At 40.9% G+C, this 22,976-nt stretch carries 22 protein-coding genes; all 22 read right to left on the bottom strand.

The features are described from left to right. The 22 genes from GHI93_RS02155 to argJ all read right to left on the bottom strand — a co-directional run bounded on the left by GHI93_RS02155 (position 1) and on the right by argJ (position 22,972). On the bottom strand, positions 1-2,376 hold the full coding sequence (locus GHI93_RS02155) for a VirB4-like conjugal transfer ATPase, CD1110 family (protein WP_170272370.1): 2,376 nt from the start codon (positions 2,374-2,376) through the stop codon (positions 1-3). Further along, the gene (locus GHI93_RS02160; protein WP_023164109.1) at positions 2,300-2,680 is read right to left on the bottom strand and encodes a hypothetical protein; all 381 of its coding nucleotides are present in this window, start codon (positions 2,678-2,680) and stop codon (positions 2,300-2,302) included. Before GHI93_RS02160 ends, GHI93_RS02155 begins: the two co-directional genes overlap by 77 nt. Then, positions 2,680-3,462, bottom strand: a complete 783-nt coding sequence (locus GHI93_RS02165; protein WP_153495184.1) for a hypothetical protein — start codon at positions 3,460-3,462, stop codon at positions 2,680-2,682. The genes GHI93_RS02160 and GHI93_RS02165 overlap by 1 nt, the downstream gene beginning before the upstream one ends. A 9-nt stretch (positions 3,463-3,471) precedes the next feature. Next, positions 3,472-3,699, bottom strand: coding sequence for a hypothetical protein (locus GHI93_RS02170; RefSeq protein WP_023164107.1), 228 nt, complete (start codon positions 3,697-3,699; stop codon positions 3,472-3,474). 74 nt (positions 3,700-3,773) lie between these two features. Next, positions 3,774-4,190, bottom strand: coding sequence for a hypothetical protein (locus GHI93_RS02175; RefSeq protein WP_023164106.1), 417 nt, complete (start codon positions 4,188-4,190; stop codon positions 3,774-3,776). Between the two features lie 10 nt (positions 4,191-4,200). Continuing rightward, the gene (locus tag GHI93_RS02180; protein ID WP_153495186.1) at positions 4,201-10,347 is read right to left on the bottom strand and encodes an LPXTG cell wall anchor domain-containing protein; all 6,147 of its coding nucleotides are present in this window, start codon (positions 10,345-10,347) and stop codon (positions 4,201-4,203) included. Next, positions 10,311-10,868 carry a hypothetical protein gene (locus GHI93_RS02185; RefSeq protein ID WP_153495193.1) on the bottom strand — a complete coding sequence of 186 codons (558 nt, stop codon included), beginning with the start codon at positions 10,866-10,868 and terminating at the stop codon, positions 10,311-10,313. Before GHI93_RS02185 ends, GHI93_RS02180 begins: the two co-directional genes overlap by 37 nt. Positions 10,869-11,070: 202 nt before the next feature. Next, positions 11,071-11,727, bottom strand: a complete 657-nt coding sequence (locus GHI93_RS02190) for a histidine phosphatase family protein (protein ID WP_050490624.1) — start codon at positions 11,725-11,727, stop codon at positions 11,071-11,073. After that, positions 11,724-12,065: a biotin/lipoyl-containing protein gene (locus tag GHI93_RS02195; RefSeq protein ID WP_043994610.1), complete on the bottom strand. Its 342-nt coding sequence runs from the start codon at positions 12,063-12,065 to the stop codon at positions 11,724-11,726. Before GHI93_RS02195 ends, GHI93_RS02190 begins: the two co-directional genes overlap by 4 nt. Before the next feature lie 24 nt (positions 12,066-12,089). Beyond that, positions 12,090-13,013 carry a ketopantoate reductase family protein gene (locus tag GHI93_RS02200; RefSeq protein WP_023164100.1) on the bottom strand — a complete coding sequence of 308 codons (924 nt, stop codon included), beginning with the start codon at positions 13,011-13,013 and terminating at the stop codon, positions 12,090-12,092. Then, positions 12,994-13,425, bottom strand: coding sequence for an RrF2 family transcriptional regulator (locus GHI93_RS02205; protein WP_023164099.1), 432 nt, complete (start codon positions 13,423-13,425; stop codon positions 12,994-12,996). The genes GHI93_RS02200 and GHI93_RS02205 overlap by 20 nt, the downstream gene beginning before the upstream one ends. 58 nt (positions 13,426-13,483) lie before the next feature. Continuing rightward, positions 13,484-14,809, bottom strand: a complete 1,326-nt coding sequence (locus GHI93_RS02210; protein WP_143459866.1) for an MFS transporter — start codon at positions 14,807-14,809, stop codon at positions 13,484-13,486. After that, positions 14,802-15,488: an HAD family hydrolase gene (locus GHI93_RS02215; RefSeq protein ID WP_031559204.1), complete on the bottom strand. Its 687-nt coding sequence runs from the start codon at positions 15,486-15,488 to the stop codon at positions 14,802-14,804. The genes GHI93_RS02210 and GHI93_RS02215 overlap by 8 nt, the downstream gene beginning before the upstream one ends. A gap of 2 nt (positions 15,489-15,490) precedes the next feature. Continuing rightward, the gene (locus GHI93_RS02220; protein WP_161487261.1) at positions 15,491-16,195 is read right to left on the bottom strand and encodes an AfsA-related hotdog domain-containing protein; all 705 of its coding nucleotides are present in this window, start codon (positions 16,193-16,195) and stop codon (positions 15,491-15,493) included. Continuing rightward, positions 16,188-17,411 carry a beta-ketoacyl-[acyl-carrier-protein] synthase family protein gene (locus GHI93_RS02225; protein WP_153495195.1) on the bottom strand — a complete coding sequence of 408 codons (1,224 nt, stop codon included), beginning with the start codon at positions 17,409-17,411 and terminating at the stop codon, positions 16,188-16,190. The genes GHI93_RS02220 and GHI93_RS02225 overlap by 8 nt, the downstream gene beginning before the upstream one ends. Further along, a complete protein-coding gene (locus GHI93_RS02230; RefSeq protein ID WP_153495197.1) occupies positions 17,401-17,652 on the bottom strand; it encodes an acyl carrier protein in 252 nt (83 codons plus the stop codon). Before GHI93_RS02230 ends, GHI93_RS02225 begins: the two co-directional genes overlap by 11 nt. A gap of 175 nt (positions 17,653-17,827) precedes the next feature. Continuing rightward, a complete protein-coding gene (locus GHI93_RS02235) occupies positions 17,828-18,214 on the bottom strand; it encodes a hypothetical protein (RefSeq protein WP_081144231.1) in 387 nt (128 codons plus the stop codon). 2 nt (positions 18,215-18,216) lie between these two features. Then, positions 18,217-18,663, bottom strand: coding sequence for a hypothetical protein (locus GHI93_RS02240; RefSeq protein ID WP_023164092.1), 447 nt, complete (start codon positions 18,661-18,663; stop codon positions 18,217-18,219). A gap of 22 nt (positions 18,664-18,685) precedes the next feature. Next, positions 18,686-18,853 carry a hypothetical protein gene (locus GHI93_RS02245; RefSeq protein ID WP_021215274.1) on the bottom strand — a complete coding sequence of 56 codons (168 nt, stop codon included), beginning with the start codon at positions 18,851-18,853 and terminating at the stop codon, positions 18,686-18,688. Positions 18,854-19,804: 951 nt separating this feature from the next. Continuing rightward, positions 19,805-20,644, bottom strand: coding sequence for an acetylglutamate kinase (gene argB, locus GHI93_RS02255; protein ID WP_153495199.1), 840 nt, complete (start codon positions 20,642-20,644; stop codon positions 19,805-19,807). Continuing rightward, positions 20,641-21,774, bottom strand: a complete 1,134-nt coding sequence (gene argD / locus GHI93_RS02260; protein WP_153495201.1) for an acetylornithine transaminase — start codon at positions 21,772-21,774, stop codon at positions 20,641-20,643. Before argD ends, argB begins: the two co-directional genes overlap by 4 nt. 10 nt (positions 21,775-21,784) lie before the next feature. Continuing rightward, a complete protein-coding gene (gene argJ, locus GHI93_RS02265) occupies positions 21,785-22,972 on the bottom strand; it encodes a bifunctional glutamate N-acetyltransferase/amino-acid acetyltransferase ArgJ (protein ID WP_153495203.1) in 1,188 nt (395 codons plus the stop codon). Positions 22,973-22,976: the final 4 nt, after the last annotated feature.

Consider the following 22,976-nt stretch of genomic DNA (forward strand, 5'->3'; position numbering starts at 1 on the left):
CTAGGCGGCGTTTGCGTCCGTATTCATCAACTCAAAGAGTGCCGTATCTCTTGGAATCGGGTTTTCAAAGGGCACAATCGTGCCCCCTGCGTAAATCAGGCCTGTGCCTTGTGGCGCGGTCTCTTGGACATATTTAACCAGTTGGGGACTTAAGGTCATGACTTCGCGCAAGCGATTGATGTCATCAATCTTTTGGCGGAGGAGAACGATAAACTCACTATTAGTAATCATGGCGCGACCTGCTTCAGAGTTTAAGAGGGTTCCTACCTTTTGCGTAATGCCATTTGTGACCGTGCCATATTTGCGCACACGCGACCAAAGGCCTGAGAACCATTGCGCGGTGGCTTCATCATTAAACATCAGCTGCAATTCATCAAAGTACAAGTGGGTCGTGACTTTACCCTGACCTGAGACGACCTGTTTCCAAATCTGATCCAAGATGACTTTCATGGCAAAAGGTTTGAGCCGTGGGTCCAACTGCTTGATGTTAAAAACGACAAAGCGGGCATTCAAGTCAATATTGGTTTTATGCGCAAAAATATCTTGCGAGCCAATCGTGAAGCGCTCAATTTTTGTCGCAAAATTCTGAGCGAGTTCTTCGGGTTGCTCTAAGAGCACTTTGTGCCACTTGACCAGCGTCGGCTCCGCATAGCGGTCATAGGTCAAACGCGTCACGCGATCAACCATGGTTTCCTCGGCATCACTAAAAGATTTTAAGAGGCTATCAAACAGACTGGAAAGAAGATTGGTCTTTTCTTTAATCAAGTCCACATTACGGTCTTCTGCTTTTAAAAGGCTTTTATCAACCAAATCTAGGATATTCAAGTGGTGCGGGGTTCCTGTGGAAATATCCAAAATCTCTGCCCCGAAACGCTTGGCAATTTTGAGGTATTCACTTTCTGGGTCCACAATAATCAAGCGGTGCTTGCGCCATTTCAATAAGACATTGAGCATTTCCCATTTGACCGTCATGCCTTTCCCTGAACCTGATGAGCCTAAGTAAAGCCCACTTGGTGTAATCAAGTCTTTCAAGCGGTTGACACTAATCATGTTATGGGTTAGTTGGTTACGGCCATAGAAAAGGCCATTTTTACTTAACAGATTGATGTTGGACCACGGGATTTGCGTTGCGACATTAAGAGAAGTCATATCGCGCATGAAGTTCATCTCCACATCCAGATAGGGTTTGCCAATCGGAAGAATGGTATTTAAGGCTTCCTCGTTATACTGCTCTACCGCTTCAAATTCCACATCATAGGTCTGACCAATTCCTAGAATGGTCTCCGTATTTTTGTCCAGTTCTTCTTTGTTGTCCGCCGCTTGATAGACCGCAAAAATCCCTGAAAAGAGCTTTTGCCCTTCTTCTTTGAAGGCATTCAACTGTCCCTCAGCCGCATATTGAATCTCACTTTCTTCGCCAGAAATATCATCATCTGAGAAACCGCGTTTGAAGTTTTTGCGTTGTTGTTTGCGAATCTCGGAACGATTGAGGGTCTTTTTGGTGTTAATGTCCCGTCTCGCTTTGACCATATCGTAGGTTTGGGCATGCAGGCTAATGTCTAGCTCGATGCCTGCCCCACAAAGCTCTTTAATCAGCTTGTCCTCTAAGTATTTTGGAAATTCGCGCACGTAAAAGACCCTTGCATAGCGTTTGCCCACCCGAAAGAAATCTGCGCCATTAGGGAATTTCAAATGACTCGGCACAATAAAGGCTTTACTGGGCAGATTTGATAGGGCGATGTCTTGATAGCTCGTGGTAAAAGGATGGTTGGGTCTTAGCAGATCACTCATCACTTCCAAGCGTTCAATGCCTGAGAGCGGTTGACTTGTGAGCTTCACGTCTTTTGAATCAAAGCGGTTGATGAAATTGGTATTTAGTTTATCCAATTCATGATTGGCGATGGCAAGTGTTCTTGCCTTAGTCGTAAAAATCGCATACTTGGTTGCCGTGAAATTCTTGGGGTCTGTTTTTTGTTGGGTTTGAATGACGGTGTTCAACTCTAAGCGTAAGCTATCATTCTCGTCGCCTTGATAGTCATGCAGGACGTGTTCTAAGCTGCTGGCTTTGACTCTCCGATTGGTAATATAGAGCTGGTAGCGAGCGTTCTGGTTAAGCGTATTCAGGGCTTCCACATAAGAAATCACCGTATTGTCTTGCGTGCTATCGTCGGAGATTTCATAGTTTAATTCGCCCAAGCGGTACATTTTTGAGCTTTCTTGTCCCACGATGTGCATGAGTCCATTTTCAAATTGACTGGTGTATTTGATGCGGTGCATACTGTTGGGATTGGCTTTTTTCTTAGAACGCGTGGTTCGGTGTTTCGCTAAGGAGGAAGTCTCCTGTTTCGCAAATGTTGTCTTTTTCAATAAATTCATTGGCCTCATACCTCCTGATCTGACCTGTGGTGTAAAAATTGTCTTCATAAACAAAAAAGAGTTCGAGCTTTCGCCTTACTCTTTTCCATTTATCCATGTAATCCAGTGCTGGAATGGTTCCCAAAAAAAGGGCTGTGGGAAGTGTCACTAAATAAAAGGCCCAATCGGGAACCAAGAACGATTCCACAAGGGCAATCAGCGTAATCCCAAAGAATTGAAAGCCGATTTTGATTTTTTTGAGTGAAATCCCATGATACTTCTTTTCGATTTTGGATAAGTCTTTATAAAATTCTGATTGTGCCATTAGCCAAGTACCCCCATCAATTTATTCGCGAGGCGTTGCGAGCCGATAATGAGTAAGATAAAGATCACAGCTTTTCCAATGACCGTAAAAAAAGCGCCGACGTTACTTAAAAAGTCGCCGCTTGCACTCACAGTTAGAAAATCGCTACTCACAATCGCAGGATAAATCCCGATAATCAGAATCAGCAAGCTCCCTTGAATCACCAGCGCCCCGAGCTGCTTGAGAAAGCCTAGTGAGATGCTTCTCAGTTCATCATTCATAAAGAAAACAACCATAAGCGGTGCTAAACCTTTATAAAAGAAGAGGGTCAAGGCACGCAGATAAACAATGATGCTCGTGATCCATGAGCCTAACCAATCGACCACTTGGGCAATCGCCATGAGGACATAAAGGAAGGGCTTTTCATACCACGCAATCGACCCTTTGATTGTCGGAATGGTAGTTTTAAGATTTTGAGAGGGCATGACCGAATTGATCCATTCGGAAATCTGAATGCCCAGCCAAATCACGCTATCTACAATATAGGGCGAAAGCATAATCAAGGCATAGGCCATGAGATATTTGATGGCCAAGTTTGCCAACAACTCCATGGTGGGTGTACCACCCTCTTTGATGAGTTGCTTTCTAAACTCTAGCCACTCTACCATGAACAAAATTGCCAAAAGGGCCAAAGAAATCGGAATCAAGACTTTTGTGACTTTATCAATCACACCACTCACAACGGGATTATAGTCAAGCAGGTTTTTAAAAATCTGCTTGACCGTATCGGTTGTATAGTCCATGGTGTCTCCTTAAAATTGAATGAGGGAGAGGGCAGCCACAGCGGCTGCCGCAATCGTTGCGGCTCCTCCTGCAATAATGCCGCCCATTAACATACCTGAAACGCCTTTATCGACTTCTTCAGGGCGGTCATAGGACAAGCCCTTTCGCATGGTGTTAAAGTTAATCAAGATTGAGATGAGCCCGACTACGGTAATAATCGCCCCAATCGCGGTAATAATTTTCTGTACTTCTGACATTGATGTCTCCTTTAAATTAAAAAAGGCAGTCGAAAACTGCCTAAAACGGTGTTTGAACTTTTACTAAATGAGGACTAGCCGTCCTCAAAATTAGTCGCAAAATCAAATTCTTCTTGGTTGAGAAACGTCTTAATGACTGAGTGACGCTTGTCTTGATAGGTTTCCATTCCGACTTTGATATAAACTTCTTTTCCCGTTAAAAATTGAGCGGTCGCCCCATCATAACCAAAGGACATCTCTGGAATGGGTTCCCCATTATCATCAATGCTCGTTAAAATGAGGTTGAGATTTTCTGCGACAAAATCGTTAAAAGTCAAGTTATAAAAGCCTGTTTCTCCGTTCTCGCCCTCTAGCAACAAGACTAACTTTTCAAGTCCTGCTTTGGTCTTTTTAAGGCTGACGCGTTTAATCGTTGCCAAATGTGCACCGACTTCAAAAGGAATTGACTTCTCACGATTACTTGTGTACCTTTGATAGTTGATTTTTTCCATTTCGCTCCTTTCATTTTTTCAATTTACGGCGCAGCTTCCGCTTCAAGCTGACGAATGCTTTGCGTTTCAATACGGCCACACTCGCAATCATGAGTGCGCCTAGAAGAACTAAGAGGCCGCCACCTTTATCGCCTGTTTTAGGCAAGACACTTGTGAGGACTTGTAGGGGACTCTTTGGAGTCTGCGGACTTTGAGGCGTTTGAGGAACGGTTGGTTTTTCCACATGAACTGTTTCAGACGCCGCATTTTTATCCCGAAATTGGGCGACTTTGATGTCCTTTTTCGTTGTGACATCATTTATGAATAAGTCTTCCATGGTCACTAAATCATGTCCTGCAAGACCACTTGCGTCCAATTTGACAGGAACTTTAACCGTCATGACGGGGGCAGTTGCAACAAAAGTCATACTGCCCGTTGCTTTCACTTCTTGATTGGTCGTCTTATCCCAGATAAAGTCTGGAACTTTGACCGTATAAGTTTGTCCAACCGTGAGTGGACGGTCTTTATCACTGGTCCAGTCGTCCACATAAGTCGCGTCATTGACGGGTTTTAAGGTATTCTTCTCCACTTTTGTACTGCCGCTTGGGGTGACGACTTGATTTTGTCGGGTTTCGGTGGCTTTTGTGACCTGATGACCTGACGTATCAAGGAGCGTTTCACTTGCCGTATTGACAATTTTCGTCCCATTTGGGGTGCTGTCTTTGACCGAGACGGGTAAATCAATGAAATAGCGCTCGCCAAGCGGGATTTTGGTGGTGTCCACAATTTTAACGGTTTGACCGTTCGCCTCTTTGATTTCCTTGGTGGCCTTGAAGGCAATCGTAATCGGGGTCTTGCCCTTCGTTTCTTTTCCTGCCGTCACGGTGTAGAGGCTAGGGTTAAGTGCTTGCCCTTCACTATTTCGGACAGTCAGCTGGTCAAGCAATAAATTCAAATACTGAGTTGGCAAAAGGTCAGTCATTTGAATTTCCGTTTCTTGGGCCGACTGGTTCAAATTGCGTACGTCCAACATCAAAGGGAAGTCATACGTTTGACCGAGCAGGACATTGCGATTATTGTTATTCATCTTGCGATTATTTTCAAACTGATTCACTGCTGGGTTTTTTGCGGTTTCTTTGACTTCCTCTTGGTAAGTGGCCGTTGTTTCATCGGTGGTGTTATCCCAGTTTTGATTGGTCAAGGCAAAATTGGAGATATTTTGACGGTCATCTTGAAGCTCTTGTAAGTCCTCTAAGATACTGGTTAGCGAAAGCTTTCCATTTTTATCCGTCCCAGCAATAAGATTATCCTCTTTATGGGGTTGAAAATCAGGAAGTTGAACCATTTCCTTTTTATCGTTGTGGCTGTCATTGACGACCACAGGGTTTGCGCTTGGCTTGCCATTAACCACTAAATAAGCTGTTTCTGTTGTGACAATGGTATCGCCCATTTCAGAATTATCAAGCGTAAAGCTCACAGGAATTTTTCCATCAAGCTTCCCATTCTCATCTGCGGTAAGGGTCGCCTCGCCCGTTGCTGGAATTGCTTTGTTTTTTGTCACGTCCCATTCGCCTGCTTTTACCAACACTTGCGTCCCTGAAACATAACTGCCGTTTGAGCTTTGGTAGTGATCTTCAATCGTGTTCTGACCTACTTGTACCGTTGAAGTAGCGACTTGCGTTGCCCCATCAGGAATTTTTGTGACGGTGCCCTTTTCATTCTTATCGGCGGGGTTATCCGCTTTAGCGACAGGGTTGGTACTGGTTTTTCCGCTAATCACTAAAAAGGCGGATTCTAAGGCAGTTAAATGGTGTCCCGTAAGAGCTGCTTCAGAAACCACCACGTTAACTGAGACCTCCCCTGAGATTTTCCCGTCCACGTCCGCCGTTAAAACAGCGCTGTCTGTGGCTGGGATTACTTTATTCATAGTTGAATCTATCATCCCATCCACCTTAATTTGGACTTGCTGGCCTGCTTCATAACCACTGCCTGAGATTTTATCTTGGAGCACATTATTCCCAAATTTAATGACGTTATCGGAGAGTTGTGTGCTAAAGGTCGGCACTTTACCAACCGTGACGGTTTCCGTCGGGTTATTTTGGTAATTTTTATCTTCCACCAAAACTTTGCCTGTATCATCAACCAGCGTTTCTTCAACGGTAAGCTTGGCATTTGGGGCATCTTCATCATCAAATGCTGGCAAAACGAGTGTCGTATTCAGATTTCCTTGATTATCCGCCGTGACCGCTTCACTTTTTTGAATCACATTTCCTGCACTATCTTTGACGGGGTTGCCAGAGCTATCTACCAAGACACCTGTCAACGTTTTGACGCTCGCAACATTTGTCGCCGTGACATTATCTCCAACCGTGACTTGACCAATCCCAAGCGTGGTTTTATTGGTCGCTTCATCAAAAGCATTGGTCGTGAGTGTCGGTGGGACAATCGGATTGTCCTTAATCTGTCCGAGATTGAATTTACCGAGGAGGTTGTTATCATCTAAGAGCAGCAAGCCGTCTTTTGTAGGGTCATAAGACACTGGAATGTCTTGGTCGGTTAGGACATGGTGGGTGGTTTCATCTATCACTTTGAACTCATAGTCATCAGGCGCACCATTTGGCGTTCCGTCAGGTAAAATATCCACCTCCATGTCATGGGCTTTGGTTTCGCCGTCAGGCACGGTGGTTTCACTGGCGATGTATTTGCCTGCTTGCACATGGTCAAACTCCACCATACCCGTTTCTAGCGCCCCTTGGGGGTCTGTGAAGTTGTGTGAGAGCTGGGTCGCACCAAGATAGAGCTGGTTGACTTTCGTGACAGGCGTCGCTAAGCCAGTGTCTGGCGAAATCATGGTGTCTCGACCAATCAAATTAGTTGCTTCGCCATTATTAAATTTCCCAAGGGTATTTTCGGCGGTGGTTGTTCCAGCAACTGGTGTGAGGGTCCAACCTGAACCTTTCAATCCTGTCGCGCCATTATCTCCTGCGACTTTATCAAACATGAAGTCAAAATCCACCACGCGATCTGCAATCGTGCCTTTGAGATTGTCACTATCTTCGTAGTTATTGCTTGCGCTATCCACTTTAGCGTCCTTAGTGAAGTGCCAGACATGAGCTTTGGTACTTCGGGTGTAGCCGTAAGGGGCTTGAAGTTCAATCCCATAATAGGTCAGGCTTTGTGACAAGTCCAGATTTTGAACCTCGCCAAAGTTGCCTTTAGCATCAGACACCAAGACAACCTTTCCGTTCGCATCCTTGGCATAGGTTTCCCCATTTGAAAGGACTACTGGAGCAGACTCACCCGTTTGAGGATTGACCCCTGCACTTTGGTCAACGGGCACTAAGGTTCCAGAATAAGTCACGCCATCAATCACGGTCGTGCCACTTGTGGAGGTTTCGACGTAAAGCCCTAATGTAGCGCCTTGTAAGAGCGCTGAACCTTGGGTCGTGCTTGATTTGGTATCCGAGTCAATCTTGATTAAAGCAAGCTCCCCCATGGGTTTATCGGTGGTCGTGGCACTTGCTTCAAAGTTGGTGCCGTCTGAACTGGTGGTGTCAGGCTTCATCGTTTCGTCCACTTCAGCTTTACTCTTTGCGTGGCCGTCGGCTGGGTTCACTTCCACAAAATGGAGGTTTCCTGAGACTTTCGTCCCATCAATGTTTTGCAGGGAGATTTTACCGTCACTTGTCGCTTCCACCTCTAAGAGCTGCTGGTCATTTTTAACCAGTTTGCCTGTTGTGACATCAATATTAGCATACGCCCCTGTTTTAGGGTCCAATCCCTCATCGACTGTGAGGGGTGTGCCTTTATCATCGACCGCCTCATAAGTCGCTTTCCCTAACACTGTATCAAATTCTGCATTCGTTGAGTTTTTATCCAAACTAAGAGCAAGCATCGGTTTATCTGAAATTGTACCGCTGTTTTTATGGTCATCTTCAAGATTATTATTTGCGGCATCAATGGTATTACTGTTTTCAAAGTGTTCCGAGAGTCCATCAGGGTTATTCGTAAAACCTTTCGGTGTTTTCGTTTCAAACCAGTATAAATCATCGGCACTTGGTAAGGCAAGGTTGGAGACTTTTCCTGCCAGCCCGTCTTGATTCGTCACGAGCACAATATTCCCATTGGCGTTTGGCGCATAGATGGCACCCGCAGATAAAGTGACCGCAGCGCTTTTTCCTGTGTTTGGATCAATCCCTTGACTTTGTTTAACGGGGACAAAGGTACCAGATTTAGTCAGTCCGTTAATGACTGTGGTTCCTGAATCGGACGTTTTCACATACAAGCTCAACTCAACGCCCGACAAATCAGGTTTTCCGTTGGTGCCTTGATAATTTGTATCTGCGTCAATCTTGGCAATGCCTGTTTCAACCATTGGGCTATCCTGAATCTGGGTGTCAGCCGTTTCTAGATTGTGGGACGTAGAATCAATCGTGTCATCAGCCGAAAAGCTAAAGGTGCCTTTTTCATCAGGGGCACTCAGGGCTTCGCCTTTAGGGGCTTTGACTTCCACATAGCGATAGGTGTCATAATTGCCTTTATCGTCTGCGATGGGGAGGTTTATCAGCCCATACTTTCCGTCAGCACCTACCTCTAGTTGCAAGTTTCCATCACTTCCTGTGGTTAAAGTGCCACTACTTGCCTTAATTGGATCATCGGGGTCAATCGCGTCCGTTGCTTTCAGGCGTTTGCCTGTTGCGACATTTTCCACTTCTAAGACGGCGCCTGCTTGCGACAGGCCCGTCGGGTAAGACGTGACAATTTGGGCTTTTTGCCCTTTGTTTTCGCCCATGGCAAGCATTTTAATGGATACGTTTATCGTACCAAGTGCAGGAGTGCCTGCTTTGAATAAGCCAACGGGGGAAAGTCGTGTTTGAAGGCCAGCCCCTTCTGCGTTATTGGCTTTATCCGCAATATAAAAAGGCGCAGTCCCAAGCGAGGTTCCTGCCGTGCCTTTGGTTTCAATCTTAGGAAAAGTCACGGTTCCATTCGTTGGCTTTAAGGCCTTGACCCAAAGGTTGCCATTGTCTCCCACGTAGAGCTCTGCGTTCCCGTCTGAGCTTTTAAGAGGCAATTTTTCAGACAAGCTTGAGGCATCAGGAGCTTTAATCCCTGTATCCGCATTTCCCATGCCGATAATGGTCAGTTCATTACTCGTCGCACTAGGTCCTGCCGTCCCTTGGGCATTCTTTTGATTGCTTGTCATCTGAGCCATAATTTTTGACCAGTTATCGCCGATCCATGTGCCTGCCCATGTGCTTTGCGTCATGATTTGACCGTCCGTCATCTTGGCAAAAGAGCCAAAAGTGCCGTGCGCCGCATTGATGGCTTGCTCAATCACGCCGACATTCGCGGTTAAGTTTTGAGCGGTTCCTACATCTACGCCTTGACTATTCCCTGCTAAAGCGACCTCTGTTGTGGCGTAGAGCAAGTCCATTAAGTCGTTCAAACCAGTCGGATCAGACGGGAGGAGGTTCGCGATATTGCCAGCATTCGTACCAGAGGTTAGCCCATTATTTCCATTATTGACCGTATTTAAGACGTAACTTGACGATTCATTCGCCCCTCCGTCCGCAATATCAATACAGTAAGACGGATAGTAGCGTCCGTTTGGCGCTAAGACCCAGCCGCCACCGTCGCCACTCGGATCATTGATGAAATAGTCATTGGCTTGATCACTGGTGGCCGTAAAATTACCATCGGCTTGAATGACCCAGCCGCTCCCAGAGGCGCTAAAGTTAGTGCTATCCGCATGCGCCACTAGGCCCCCGAAGAAATCAGAGAGTGTCCCTACGTTTGATGTCCTTTCTTTAGGTGTTAGTCCTTGTTTAAGAGAGGCGCGCATGGCCTCATCCAAAGTCTTGGCTTGCAAAATCTGGGTAAGGAGGTCTTGCGTGGAGACCTTCCCTTGCATGGCTTTGGCTTTTAAGAAAACCGCGGCATCGCCACTCGCGTCCACGAAAGGCGTTTGACTAAACTTTTTGAGTCCCGCCCTATTTAAAATTTTTCCTCGCTCAGCAAGCGGGATAAACTTAACCAGTTCGCCTGAGTAAATTTGTTGGAGGTTTTCAACCGCAGACGAGCTTGATGCGGTCTCTCCTTTTTTTGGCGTGATGTGAATGGTCGCGTCTAACGGCGCATTCACACTTTCAAACAGCTCCTCATCTCTGGCGACCAATTCTCCCAGTTAGCTTCTTGTTTGAGTTTTGTGACATAAGCACTAAAGGCTTGCCCTTTTTGAAGCGTCGTAAGCTCTTGTGCACTCATGGCCCATTTGCTCAAGGTGTCAATTCCTAGGGAATGTGCTTGAGCATTGAGGCGTTTGGCTTCTGCTTGTCCTGCCTCAGAGTTAAAAGCCTGACTTTCGGCCGTCATTGCCTTTTGGCTGTTTTCTGTGATCTCTTTAGCCGTCGTGGCCTTTGGAATTAACGTGAGTGCCCCGCCTTTGATTTTCCCATCTTTGGAAAGCTTTCGTGTGGCCGCCAAAGCTTTCTCATCACTCGCCGCTTTCACATAAGCGGTCTTTTGTGCAAGCGGCGCAAAGCTCTTGGTCGCCTGTGCCATGGAAGGTTGTGCGGAAGCCTTTGGCTTTGTTTGGGTACTTGCTTGAAGGCTGAGCACGCCTCCTAATGTCATGAGCGCTAGGGCGCTTCCTGCGAGCAACCACGGAGAATGGTTTCTGCGTTTTGTGTGTGACATAAAAAATCCTTTCTATAAAAAGTAAGCATGAAAAAACGGTCAAGTCGAAACTTGACCGTTAACGTCTGGTTTTACGTCGCCTCGGACGCGTGCCTTGAGGGACACAAAAAGCGCGGTTGTTTGAAACCACGCTTCTTCTAGCTCTCAATTTTAGCCTTTTGATGTTTATAGAAATATAAGTCATCTCCTTCTCACTCGAGGTCTAAATCAAAGTTATTTCTCGATTAACGAGTTCAAATTTCTCATTTTCAAATATTATTTGTGTAATTGTACCAGACTTTATATCATTGAATTTAGGCTGACTGTCATCAATCAACCATAAAAATGTAGAAATGCTAAGGCTATGCCCCACTATGAGAATGTTCTTTTCCCCTTTTCGTGAAGATTTCTCAGCAATTTCAAATATGGACTGAAAAATTCTTTCTCTCAAGTCTTCCCAAGACTCAGTCCATTTTTCTGTATCCATTCTCGTCAATATTTCAGACATCTCTGGATATAAAAGTTGCTCTCGATTTTTTCCATAAATATCAAAAGCATTATCAAGCAACTTCTTGACAAATAAACCATAATCCTGGCCTTCAAAGCTCCCAAAGCACCACTCTCTTAAACGTGTATCTTTGTTGTGAGGAATTTGAATATTCAATTCTTCAACAATAGTTTCTGAAGTTTCTATTGCACGTCCAGAATCACTTGAAAAAACAGCTTCAAGCTTAATTCCATTAACTAAAAAATATTCTGCAATTTTTCTGCTTTGACTTAATCCTGTCTGAGTTAATGGAGAATCAGACCATCCCTGTACTCTTCTGAATTTGTTAAAAAAAGTTTCACCATGTCGAATTAAAAAAATATTTAACTTCAAATTTTATTTTCCTTTTTCTGAACTTTGATGATAACTAGAGGAGTATCATACATTACCATTTGTCCATCTCTTACTAAAATATCTTCAACTATTCCGTCTCCTTCCATCAAAACAGTATTAATAATTTTCAAACTCTCAACTTCAAATAAAATATCTCCTTTGTGAAGAGAGCGGACTTCATAAGGAATCTTTACATGAACAATTCCAATCAACTTGCTAACATAAACAAATAAGGTTGGATTAAAAAGAGCATCATACATTATTGATTCATTGTTCTCCGCAAAAGTTGTCTTTTTTCTTTCCTTTACGTTATGAGCTAAAAAGTTAAACATGTCCATGATTTAAGTTGCCTACCTTTTGAATTATTGAGGAAATTTCATTGATAAAAGTTCTGACTGCAATTTTCCCATTTCTTCCTTACTTTTTTTACTTCCAGAAGCAAGAGCTCCCTCTGCAAATTTTGTTTTAAAAAGCTTTTTCAATATATCCCTTTGTATTTTTAAAGGTAAGTGATAAAAGACTCGCAAATTTTGAGGTTCTATAGTAAATCCTGCTTCTGAAATTACTTTAAAATTCCTATTTAGTGATTGAACAATTTCAATTAACTGATCATTATGCTTAGCAACTTCCTTGCTGGTTTCTCCATAAGAGTAGATACCTAACTCAAGTGCGGTAATAAAGGCGACATGACATTTCTGCCACGCCTCCATATTTCTGGAAATTTCACAAGGAATTCCTGAAGAACGGAATAATTTTAACAGAACTACTACTCTTTTTGAAGTTTTTCCATTAAGCTCTCCAAAGGTTGTTTTCTGGATAAACGAGGGGACTAGACTATATCTCAAGACCCCTTTTTCAATTTTTCCTCCTGCTCCTGGAAAAGCAGGAATAAGCCTTCCTTGACCTAGGATTTCTCCAAATGCTGTGTATCCCTCAATATTATTTACCATCGTAACAATATTTAAGGAGATATTGTTTTTGAGCTCTGAAAGAGCATTGAGTATCTGATTCCGCCGTACCGTAACAAAAATATAATCGTAATAGTCTCCGTCACTCACATTGCTATCGACTGTTACTCTTGCTTTTACAACTTTTCCCTCTTCTTCGTAGAGGAGACCTTTTTCTTCTAAAACCTCTAACCTATCATTTCGCGCATAGACATGGACATCATTCCCATTTTTTGAAAAGTGTACTGCTAGAATACTACCAATAACTCCTGCACCATAAATTAAAATTTTATATTTTCTCTTTTGAGACAAAATATCATTACCTCTTATCCAGTTCATCTAACGTTACTCCACGTAAAACGTTTTCCATGGCATCTTCCGCTTCATAAAGTAATTTTGAACTCTCTTGAAGCCATTTTTCAACACTCTCTCTATTTTGGAACGCTGTTGTATCAAAATCGGTGTGAATTTTAAACAATTGCCGAGTTCCTTCTATTGCTTCCAAAATATCGTAAATTGTTATTTCCTTAGAATCTTTTGCTAATCTCAATCCCCCTGAGCTGCCTGTTTTAGAGGTCAGAATCCCATTTTTTTTAAGGAGAGAAGATATTTTCTTGATACTAGGAATAGGAATATTCAACTTTTCAGATATTTTCTGTATTGACAAATATTCATAGTATTGTTCTTCTGACTTGATAGCAATATATGATGTAATTTCTAGTGCTTGTGAAAATGCGATAGAGTAGGACATAATGTACCTCCAATTATTATATTTAGTATATTCCATTATACCAAATATAATCGCAAATTTACTTTCTTTCCATTGGAACTATAAAGATTAGCACTAATATAAGTCCCACAAAAGTTAGTCCAACACCAATTAACATAGATTTTCCAAAAACATCTGAAATTCCTGTTAACTTTTCAGTAAAAGCCGCAAAAATTGCTAAGCCTAATGCTCCACCAAATTGACGCGCGGTATTATATACTCCCGATGCAGCCCCCGAAATTTCGGTGCGGATTCTGACAAGTCCTGAAGTAGCAAGTGTTGCGAAAGCTAATGCAAAACCTACTGCAAATCCAAGTGTTCCAATTAGGAGCAACCAATAATTTGCCGAATGAGCAATAGCGGATAACTCTGCCATAGATAGGATGACCACAATAAAGCCAATGACCATAACACGTGCATTTCCCCACTTTTGCACCAATTTTCTTGCCTGTACCGCAATAACAAAGAGAAGAACGGCCATGGGTACCATGCCTAACGCTGTTACAAATGGGCTATATCCCAGACTTCTCTGCATGAATTGCGGCGTATAAAACCAAAAGCCGATACCTGCTGAACTAAAGAGCAGGGAACTCAGATACGAGGCCGTGCGTTCTCTATCTTTGAATATTTCAAGGGGCATAGTGGGATGATTCACTCTGCCTTGGCTATAAATAAAGGCAATCCAGAAAACAAGGGAAACAATCAGCGTTGGAACTCTCCATGGACTTCCGTCCAATCCATAAGAAATAGATGTCATCGCAAGAATAGACAGAATCGTTCCTAACCAATCAAGGTTCCCTGTCTGCTTTTCAGGCTTTGCTAAAACTTTTAGGGCAATAATGACCATAATGAAAGCAATCGGTCCATTGATATAAAAACCAATCCGCCAAGAAGCAAAGGTAGCAAAAAATCCACCAATTACCAAGCCAATCGCAGCACCTGCGCCAATAACGGAGGCATAGTAGCCAATCACTTTTTGTCTTGCTTGTCCTTCAAATGTATCCGTTAAGAGTGCCAAACAATTTGGGGCAAGGACAGCCGCCCCTATTCCTTGTAGTGCACGAAAGCCAATAATCATCGTCGCATTCATTGATGCGCCAACTGCTAAACTGCCAAGGCCAAAAATAATAAGGGATAAAATGAAGAGGGGCTTTCGTCCATACAAATCCCCTAATTTCCCACCAATAAGCATAAATCCTGCATAAGTTAAAGCGTAAGAAACTTGAACCCACGACAATGCTCCAGCATTCAAGTGAAGTTGGGAAGCTATTTTAACTGTACCAGTATAAACAATAGAAGTATCAAGAACCCCGATGAAAGCTCCGATAAGTGCCAAGGCAAGGATTATTTTTTGTGTTCTAGTCATCTTGCTCCTCCCAAATAGCTTGATCGGAATCTAGTCTTTCTAAATATTCTTTTGTAATTTCTTTTACTGAGCTTACAATATACTTCGTCCCCACTTTTGTCATCTCATCTTTTTGAAATCCCCAGCTATGTTGAGTGGGAATGCCGATGAAAGGGATGGAATATTTCTTAGCCTCTTTTGCTACCTCAGCAACATCATCAATAAACAGTACCTCTTGATACTCTAATTGATAAAAATTCTTGACAATTTCCTTTAGACCTGGGCGGAAGTCATTCGTACAAATATATTGATCGAAATTTTTCAAATAAGAAGTAAAGCATTTATCAATCATTTCATAATCTAACCCACCATAACAAACGATTTTTACATCCAAATTCTTCAATAAACTTATAAACTCTGGGACTCCATCAAGTATTGGCGTACCACTTTTATCAATATATTTTTGACGCTCATCAAAAAATAATTTAAGGACATCTTCTGATTCTTTATGACCTGAGAGTGATAATTGCTTTAGAAAATAATTCACTGCTTTCCCTCTGTTTTGGGAAAACATATTATTTTCTAATTCGGCAGTATATGGAATATTAAATCTTTGAGCCAAGATATGGAGCACTGGACTAAATGTATCTTCCAGTAAAACCCCATCAATATCACATGCAATCAATTTTATATTTTTCATTTTCATCTTTCCTTTCTCTGTATTCCCAAGAAATATCCTAAAACACATCGCGAATCATTTTGAAATAAGGAAAATAAACAAATAATCATTCCCCCTTTTCCATGTACAAGGAATGTTTGAATAATAACTTCCTTATCTCGTTGAACCAAATGTTCGTATTTTTTAAATTCCTCTGAAATATAAAATTGACTGTCGTTGGTAAATTCCGAAACAACTGTCGCGATAGCCGCTTGACGGCACATCTCAGTTAGTAAAATTGCTTCGACATGCTCTGAGTTAATGTGATCAAGAACAATCTCTTGAGTATGTGTAGGACTTCCTACATACTTTGATATTTTCCCAGTTTGCTCAGACAAAACTTTAGAAACCATGATATCCTCTTGATTTGTTTTATGCAAATCTTCTATGCTCAATGTTTCTCGCTTATTTAGGTCATTTTCTTCTGGATAGATTTTTCCAAGAGCTAATAAAATTTTACTTTTATCCAAAAACGAAAGTTTTATCTTATTGATGTCACTAATCTCTTGCTTCCATCTTTTAATTTCAGCAGATTTACTACTTTCATCAAAATATACATTTCCCTCAAGCATATAAAGTAAGATTTCAAATTCTTTTTTATCTGAAACAATGACTACATTTTTTTCAAATTTCCTATCCTTGTCTGTACTTAATATGACCTGATTCACTTTGCCATCAAAATTACTCATCTTTCCCCTCCACTTTTTCAAATAGAAGAGCTGCATTGTGACCTCCAAAACCAAATGAAGCAGAAATCGCTGTATTAACTTCTTGATTGGTCTTAACTTCTGACACAAGATTTAAATTCTCTATTGGGTGGTCAATCAAATTGGGGTGAACAATACCATATTTTATTGCTATAGCACACACCATTGCTTCAATTGCTCCGCTTGCACCAAATGTATGTCCCAGTAATCCTTTAGTAGAATTTATCATTGGTTGATTTTTGACATCTTCCCCAAATATTCGTTTGAAAACTTCACTCTCAACCTTATCATTAAGAATTGTGCCCGTCCCATGAGCATTATAATAATCTATCCGTTTTCCTGAAGTAAGCTTGCGTAACATTTTTTCAATTACAGCACCACTTTCTTCAATAGCTACAATGCTATAAGCGTCCATTGATGCCGCAAATCCTGTTACTACAGCATAAATTTCAGCACCTCTTTTTTTAGCCGTTTCATAGTTTTCTAAAACTAGACAGCAAGCTGTTCCTTCATTTAGCAACAAACCAGAGCGAGTTTCCTGAAAAGGTCTAGGAAGACCATCAGGACTAGAGTCGAATACTTTTAATCCCTCTAGCAATTTGATGATTGAAAATTTATCATCTTGGAGCCATTCTGTTCCACCACATACTACGGTATCAGCGTGGCCATCGGCTATTTTCAGATAAGCTTCTCCAATTGCATTAGTTGATGAGGCGCAAGCGGCATTAATTACATAACATTCACCATGTAATTGATTAGTTATTGAAATCCAAGAAGCTGGCGCATTGGCCATAACTTTCGGTGCACCAAATCGATCCATCTTGCCTTCGGTAATAAACTTTTCGTAGTTTTTGAACCCACTAGATAAATCACCAACTCCTAACCCAAGAATAGCTGGAATTTCATTATCTTCTGGAATAGTAATCCCTGAATCTTCAATTGCTAGTTTTGAAGCTAATGCAACCACTTGAGAATTGATATTACTGAAAAGTTTAATTTTTCTATCCGTTTGTTCGCTCGTCAACTTAACGGCTGGAACATAATAATCAACATTAACTGGGTATTTTTTCTTTGTTTCTTCAGGTATTTTCTGAGAAAAATTTCTTTTTCCAGATAATAAATTTTTTATAAATTCAGTTTTACCAATACCTAGTTGTGTAACAGGACCAATTCCTGTAATAACTACCCTATTTTTCATTTTTCTCCAGCTTTCTCTCTATGAAAGTTGTTACTTCAGAAACTGTTTTAATATCTGAAATTTCACCTTCATCAATATCAAGATTAAACTTCTCTTCGAGTAGAGTAATAAGAATCATCATTCTAACTGAATCAAAATCTAAATTGTCTGCCAGTGAGTCGTCACTCTTAACCCTTCGCGTAACACCTTCATCTGTTTCTATTGCAGAAGCGATAACATCTTTTACCTGTTCGTCAACCATTTTTTATCTCCCTTTCCATTAGTATATTTAGTATATTCTTTATATATAAATATGTCAAGAGAAAATATTTCCTGTCTTGCTTACAATGTGAAAAATAAAAACGAGCCATAGGAGTATCTGGGTCGTTTTACAATCGGGTTATGATGCTTTTCTAGCTAGCTAGCTAACTAACTAGCTAACTATTTATTTTCTTATGATTATTGATAGCTGCTATCATCATTTCATAAATTTCAATCTCAGTTTGATCCGCCTTTTCTAAGATGAGGTGGAAATATTCCTCACGTTCTTCTGGGGTGGACTGGGTACGAATGAAACTACGCAAGGAGTTGTAGTTCTTTTGGCGGTTGAAATAGGCAGAGCGCTCAGTTTGCTTAACTTCATCACGTGGGGTATTCAGCACCTCGTCTAAATCCGGGAAACTCTTACGATAATAGGTCAAGTGTCCCAATTTCAGGTCTAACTTTTGTGCTATTTTTTCAAGCGACAGGCCTTGTTTGCGTAAGGCTTTAATGTCTTCTAGTTTTGGTTCCACCACCGTATAGTATTGATTGGGTCTGCCCATGCCTAATTCTCCTGTGAGCGGATAAAACCGCGCATGAGCGCCGCCGCTGCATCTTCTGTCAAATCCCCCACCACAATTTCACGCTTTGTTTTTTCGCCTACAAGGTCAGTTTCAATGAGGTCATCATAAGCGTCTGGCTTAAAGAGTGTTTCATCAAGCGCTAACATAGGCTTTCCATAAGCGACACGTTGGGCAATCACTTTACCGTTCTTTTTTATTTCCGCCACATCGTCCCAGAGGTCGCGCAGAAAGTGTACAAGGTCATAGTGACTTTTAGGAACTTCGACACCCTTATCCATGAGCCAAATGGTCTCACTCCCTGCCGCAAGCGTTGGGATTTTGGGAGCTGTTTTGGTATTGCCAGACAAAACGTCATAGATCGGAAAAGTAAAGGCGGCATTGGGATTGTTTTTTATGACGCGTAAGGCGTCGAGTGTTGTGATGATCATTATTGTGATCTCCTTTCAAGATTTATAAGGCAGGCTTTGTACCAAAGTGACTGATTCCCATTCCAAGGTGTTTCAGAATGAACCAGAGGGCTTTAAAGATTCCTTTAATCAGACCAACCACCAGTTTGAGGGATAAGAAAATCAGGCGGAAGAGAATGGCAAAGAGGGTATAGACGAGGGCGGATTCCATGAGCGATGCTCCTTTCGATTTTTACTTTGGATTTATTATACCTCTTTCCTTTTTCTACGTCAATAGTTATGAGTTATATTTTTATCTGAACAAGTAGATATTAAAAAGCCTTCTCTTCCAAGATTTCGATTGGTTAGAGAAGATTTTTTGTCGCTTAACCTTATCGAAAATGAGACTCAACATTTTTGATTTGTTCAATACGCCATTTTGTAAATTTTTGAGTTCCGTTCAAATTTTTAGCTCTTTTGTAACTATGATTGAGCCCTTTGTTGCCTTTTTATCTTTTTTGAACTTCCAAAAAAATGGGGGCAAATTTGGGGGCAAAAAATGAATTTTATAGCTTATTATTGCTCAAATCAAATAGACCTACGCAGAATCTTGAAAATTATTTTATGAGATGTATATATTATAAAAAACATAAAAGCCCTTGATATAAAAGGGCTTATGGCTAGTTTTTTTCTAAATTTCATCTGTTTTTCATAAACTATTTTCGAAGGAATCAGAATTTATGCTATTCAACCACTGAATTGTAACCATTTTCTCTAACTCCTTATATACCAAGGCTTTATAAGCCTATTTTTTTGTTTTTTTCTTACTTGTGGGCAAATTTTGGGCAAAAGCACTGCTTATTGCTCATTTAAAATTCCCAACTTTTGAGCAAACCGACTAATCACCTCGACAGACCTTTCTTGACCATGCGAAAGTAAATGTGTGTAACCATTTGTGGTTTCCTCCATGACATGTCCCACTCGCTCCTGAACCTCTTTAAGTGGCACCTCGTAGCACTAAAAATGTGATATTTCCCTTTTTATTTTCAATCTGATCTTTATTGCTCCATGAAAACTGAACGTCCCACTAAAAAAAGACAAGGCTATCCTGTCTATTTTACCATTTTTTACTCGTTTTTTGTCGTGCTTTATTTTATTTTTCATTTGATGAAAATCAAAAGCGCTATCGTTTAATCAATGTTCCTACTCCTTTTTCTGTAAATAATTCTAAAAGAAGTGCATTTTTAATGCGACCATCCAACAAAACAACTTGATCAAGTCCTTGTTTTAGCGCATAATTTATCGCTTCAACTTTAGGAATCATCCCTCCTGATATGCGATGAGAGGATACTAATGCTTTAAGTTCATGATAAAAAATTTCTTCAACAAAACTTGATTCATCAGGAAAATTCGTATAAATTCCTCTTACATCACTCAAAATGATCAACCGTTCTGCTTTTAGAGCCGCTGCAATATGACTCGCTGCAGTATCCGCATTCACATTGTAGATATTTCCCATTTGATCTACTCCAGATGTTGCAATGATCGGCATCTGATCCATTTTTAAAACATTTTCTATTAATTCAGAATTAATCCGTGTGATTTCCCCGACATAACCATATTGCTCAGACAATTGTTTTGCTTCAATTAATGTTCCATCTACTCCAGACATCCCAATCGCTTTACCACCGAGCTTTATCATGTCACACACTAAACTTTTATTCAAATCACAAAGCGCCATTAAGGCAAGACGAGCTGTTTTTTTGTTTGTATATCTTAAGCCATTGACAAATTGATGTTCTACCTCAAATTTATCCAAAATTTCTGTGATTGCTGGACCACCACCATGTACAAGCACAATTTTAAGACCACTCATTTTTAAAAAAAGAAGATCAGACAGGACACTTTGTTTCATTTTCTCATCCAGCATTGCATTTCCACCATACTTTATTACAACCGTTTGTCCTTGATACTTGAGGAGATAAGGAAGGGATTCCGTTAAGACTTTTGCCACATCACTCATAATACTTCTCCTAATATCTCACTGGCTTGCTTTAACTCACTTTTCTTGATGACTAACGGTGGAAGGAGGCGAATCACATTTTTTCCAGCACTTAACACTAAAACTCCTTTTTCTCTCAACCGTGCCATCATTTCAGCACGATCACAGGAGTCATCAAGTTGGATTCCAAGCATCAGCCCCATTCCTCGAATCGCAAGAACTTGAGGATGATGATTTAGCTGTTCAGATAAAAGCCGGTAAAAGTAATCGGATTTTTCTTCAACTTCTGCTAAAAAATCTTCCGTTAGATGTGAAAGCACTGCATCAGCACTCGCCATTGCTAATGGATTTCCTCCAAAAGTGGATCCATGTTTTCCAGCCGAAAAATAAGACGCATACTTATTTTTAGCCAACATCACACCAACTGGTAGTCCATTGGCTAAAGCCTTTGCAGAAGTAATCAGATCTGGTTTTAAATCAAAATGTTCAAACGCAAAGCGTTTCCCAGTTCGTCCAATTCCCGTTTGCACTTCATCAACAATCAGAAGAATCCCATTTTTCTGTGCTTTTTTTAGTGCCGCAACAAAATCTGGATGAATGACCAAAATACCGCCTTCTCCTTGAATGATTTCAAAAATTATTGCACCAATCTCTTCTTTTTTTAATTGTGTTTCAAAATCAAAAACATCATTAAAATGACAAGAAACAAAATCTGGTACAAGCGGAGAAAATCCTTCTTGAATTTTGGGTTGCATGGTCGCAGACATCGCACCAAAAGTACGACCGTGAAATCCATTCTTGAATGCCAAAATTTTTTTATTGGGTCGGATTAAACGCGCTAATTTTAACGCGGCTTCATTTGCTTCAGTTCCTGAATTACAAAAAAATGATTTATAGTTTCCGTTTGCGCTCAATTTTTCTGCTACTTTTTCTTGCAAAGGATTAATATATAAATTTGAGAGATGAGCCAAATGATCCAATTGATAGTTCACAGCAGCTTTTCCAGCTTCAAATGAATAGCCCATATTCATTACTCCAATGCCAGAAGTTAAATCAAGATAAGATTTTCCAGTATGATCAATCAAATGGCACTCTTTTCCATCCATTAATGCAAAATCAAGTCTATTATAATTTTCTAATAAGTGTGTCATTTTTTTCTCCTCAACTCGTATATGTGGCGTTTATTTCGACATAATGATAAGTTAAATCACATCCCCAAGCCTTGCCATAGCCTTGACTTTTATTTAGATCCACTTCAATCATCACTTCTTTTTCTTTTAATTTTTGACTGAGTATTGCTTTATCAAAATAAAGTGGTGTGGAGTGTTCGAGGACTTTTTCATTTTGAATTTTGACTAAAATATCATCTGGTTCAAAATCAGCAGCCTGTCCAATACTAGAAACAATTCTTCCCCAATTTGGATCTGCTCCAAAAATAGCTGTTTTAACTAAATTAGAACCTACAATTTTTTTGGCAATCATCCGTGCACGTTCATCTGTCGGCGCCCCACTGACAGAAACTTCAATGAATTTCGTTGCCCCTTCTCCATCTGCTGCAATTTTTTGAGCTAAAATGGTACACGTTTCAAACAGCATCGCTTTGAAAATTTCGTAATCTTGCGTTTTCTCTTTAATTGCTTCGTTGCCTGCCATCGCATTTGCCATTACCAATACCGTATCATTTGTTGAGGTGTCTCCATCTACTGTGATTTGATTGAATGTCGTTTCTGTGACTTCTGACAATAATTTTTGAAGTAACTCATGAGAAATATTAGCATCCGTTGTGATAAAAGCAAGCATCGTACACATATTGGGATGAATCATTCCAGAGCCTTTGCACACGCCTGACATGGTCACTGTTTTGTCATTAATGACAGAAGTTAAAGTCACTGTTTTAGTCACCGTATCTGTTGTCAAAATCGCTTTTGCAAAGCGATCTGCTTGTCCGTTTTCACTCAGCCGATTGATTCCAGTTTCAATTTTTTCCATCGGTAATTGCACACCAATCACACCAGTGGAACAAACAGCTACAAGTGATTCTTTGATGTTGAATTTTTTAGCCACAAATTTTTGTGTCAGCATGGCATTTATCATTCCTTGATCACCTGTCACAGCATTCGCAACTGCTGAATTACACAAAATTGCTTGTATCTCCCCTGATTTAACCAACGTTCTATCCAATACAACCGGTGCTGCACATACTTTATTTTTCGTAAAAACGCCAGCCACTTGTGCTGGAATCTCACTTATGATAATTCCCAAATCCAAATTTTTATATTTTAATCCTGCATGCACCGCATCCGCAGTAAATCCTTTTGGACTTGCAATCGTTCCATCCTTTTTAATCATTAAT

Source organism: Lactococcus hircilactis (assembly GCF_009601015.1).
Classification (GTDB): domain Bacteria; phylum Bacillota; class Bacilli; order Lactobacillales; family Streptococcaceae; genus Lactococcus; species Lactococcus hircilactis.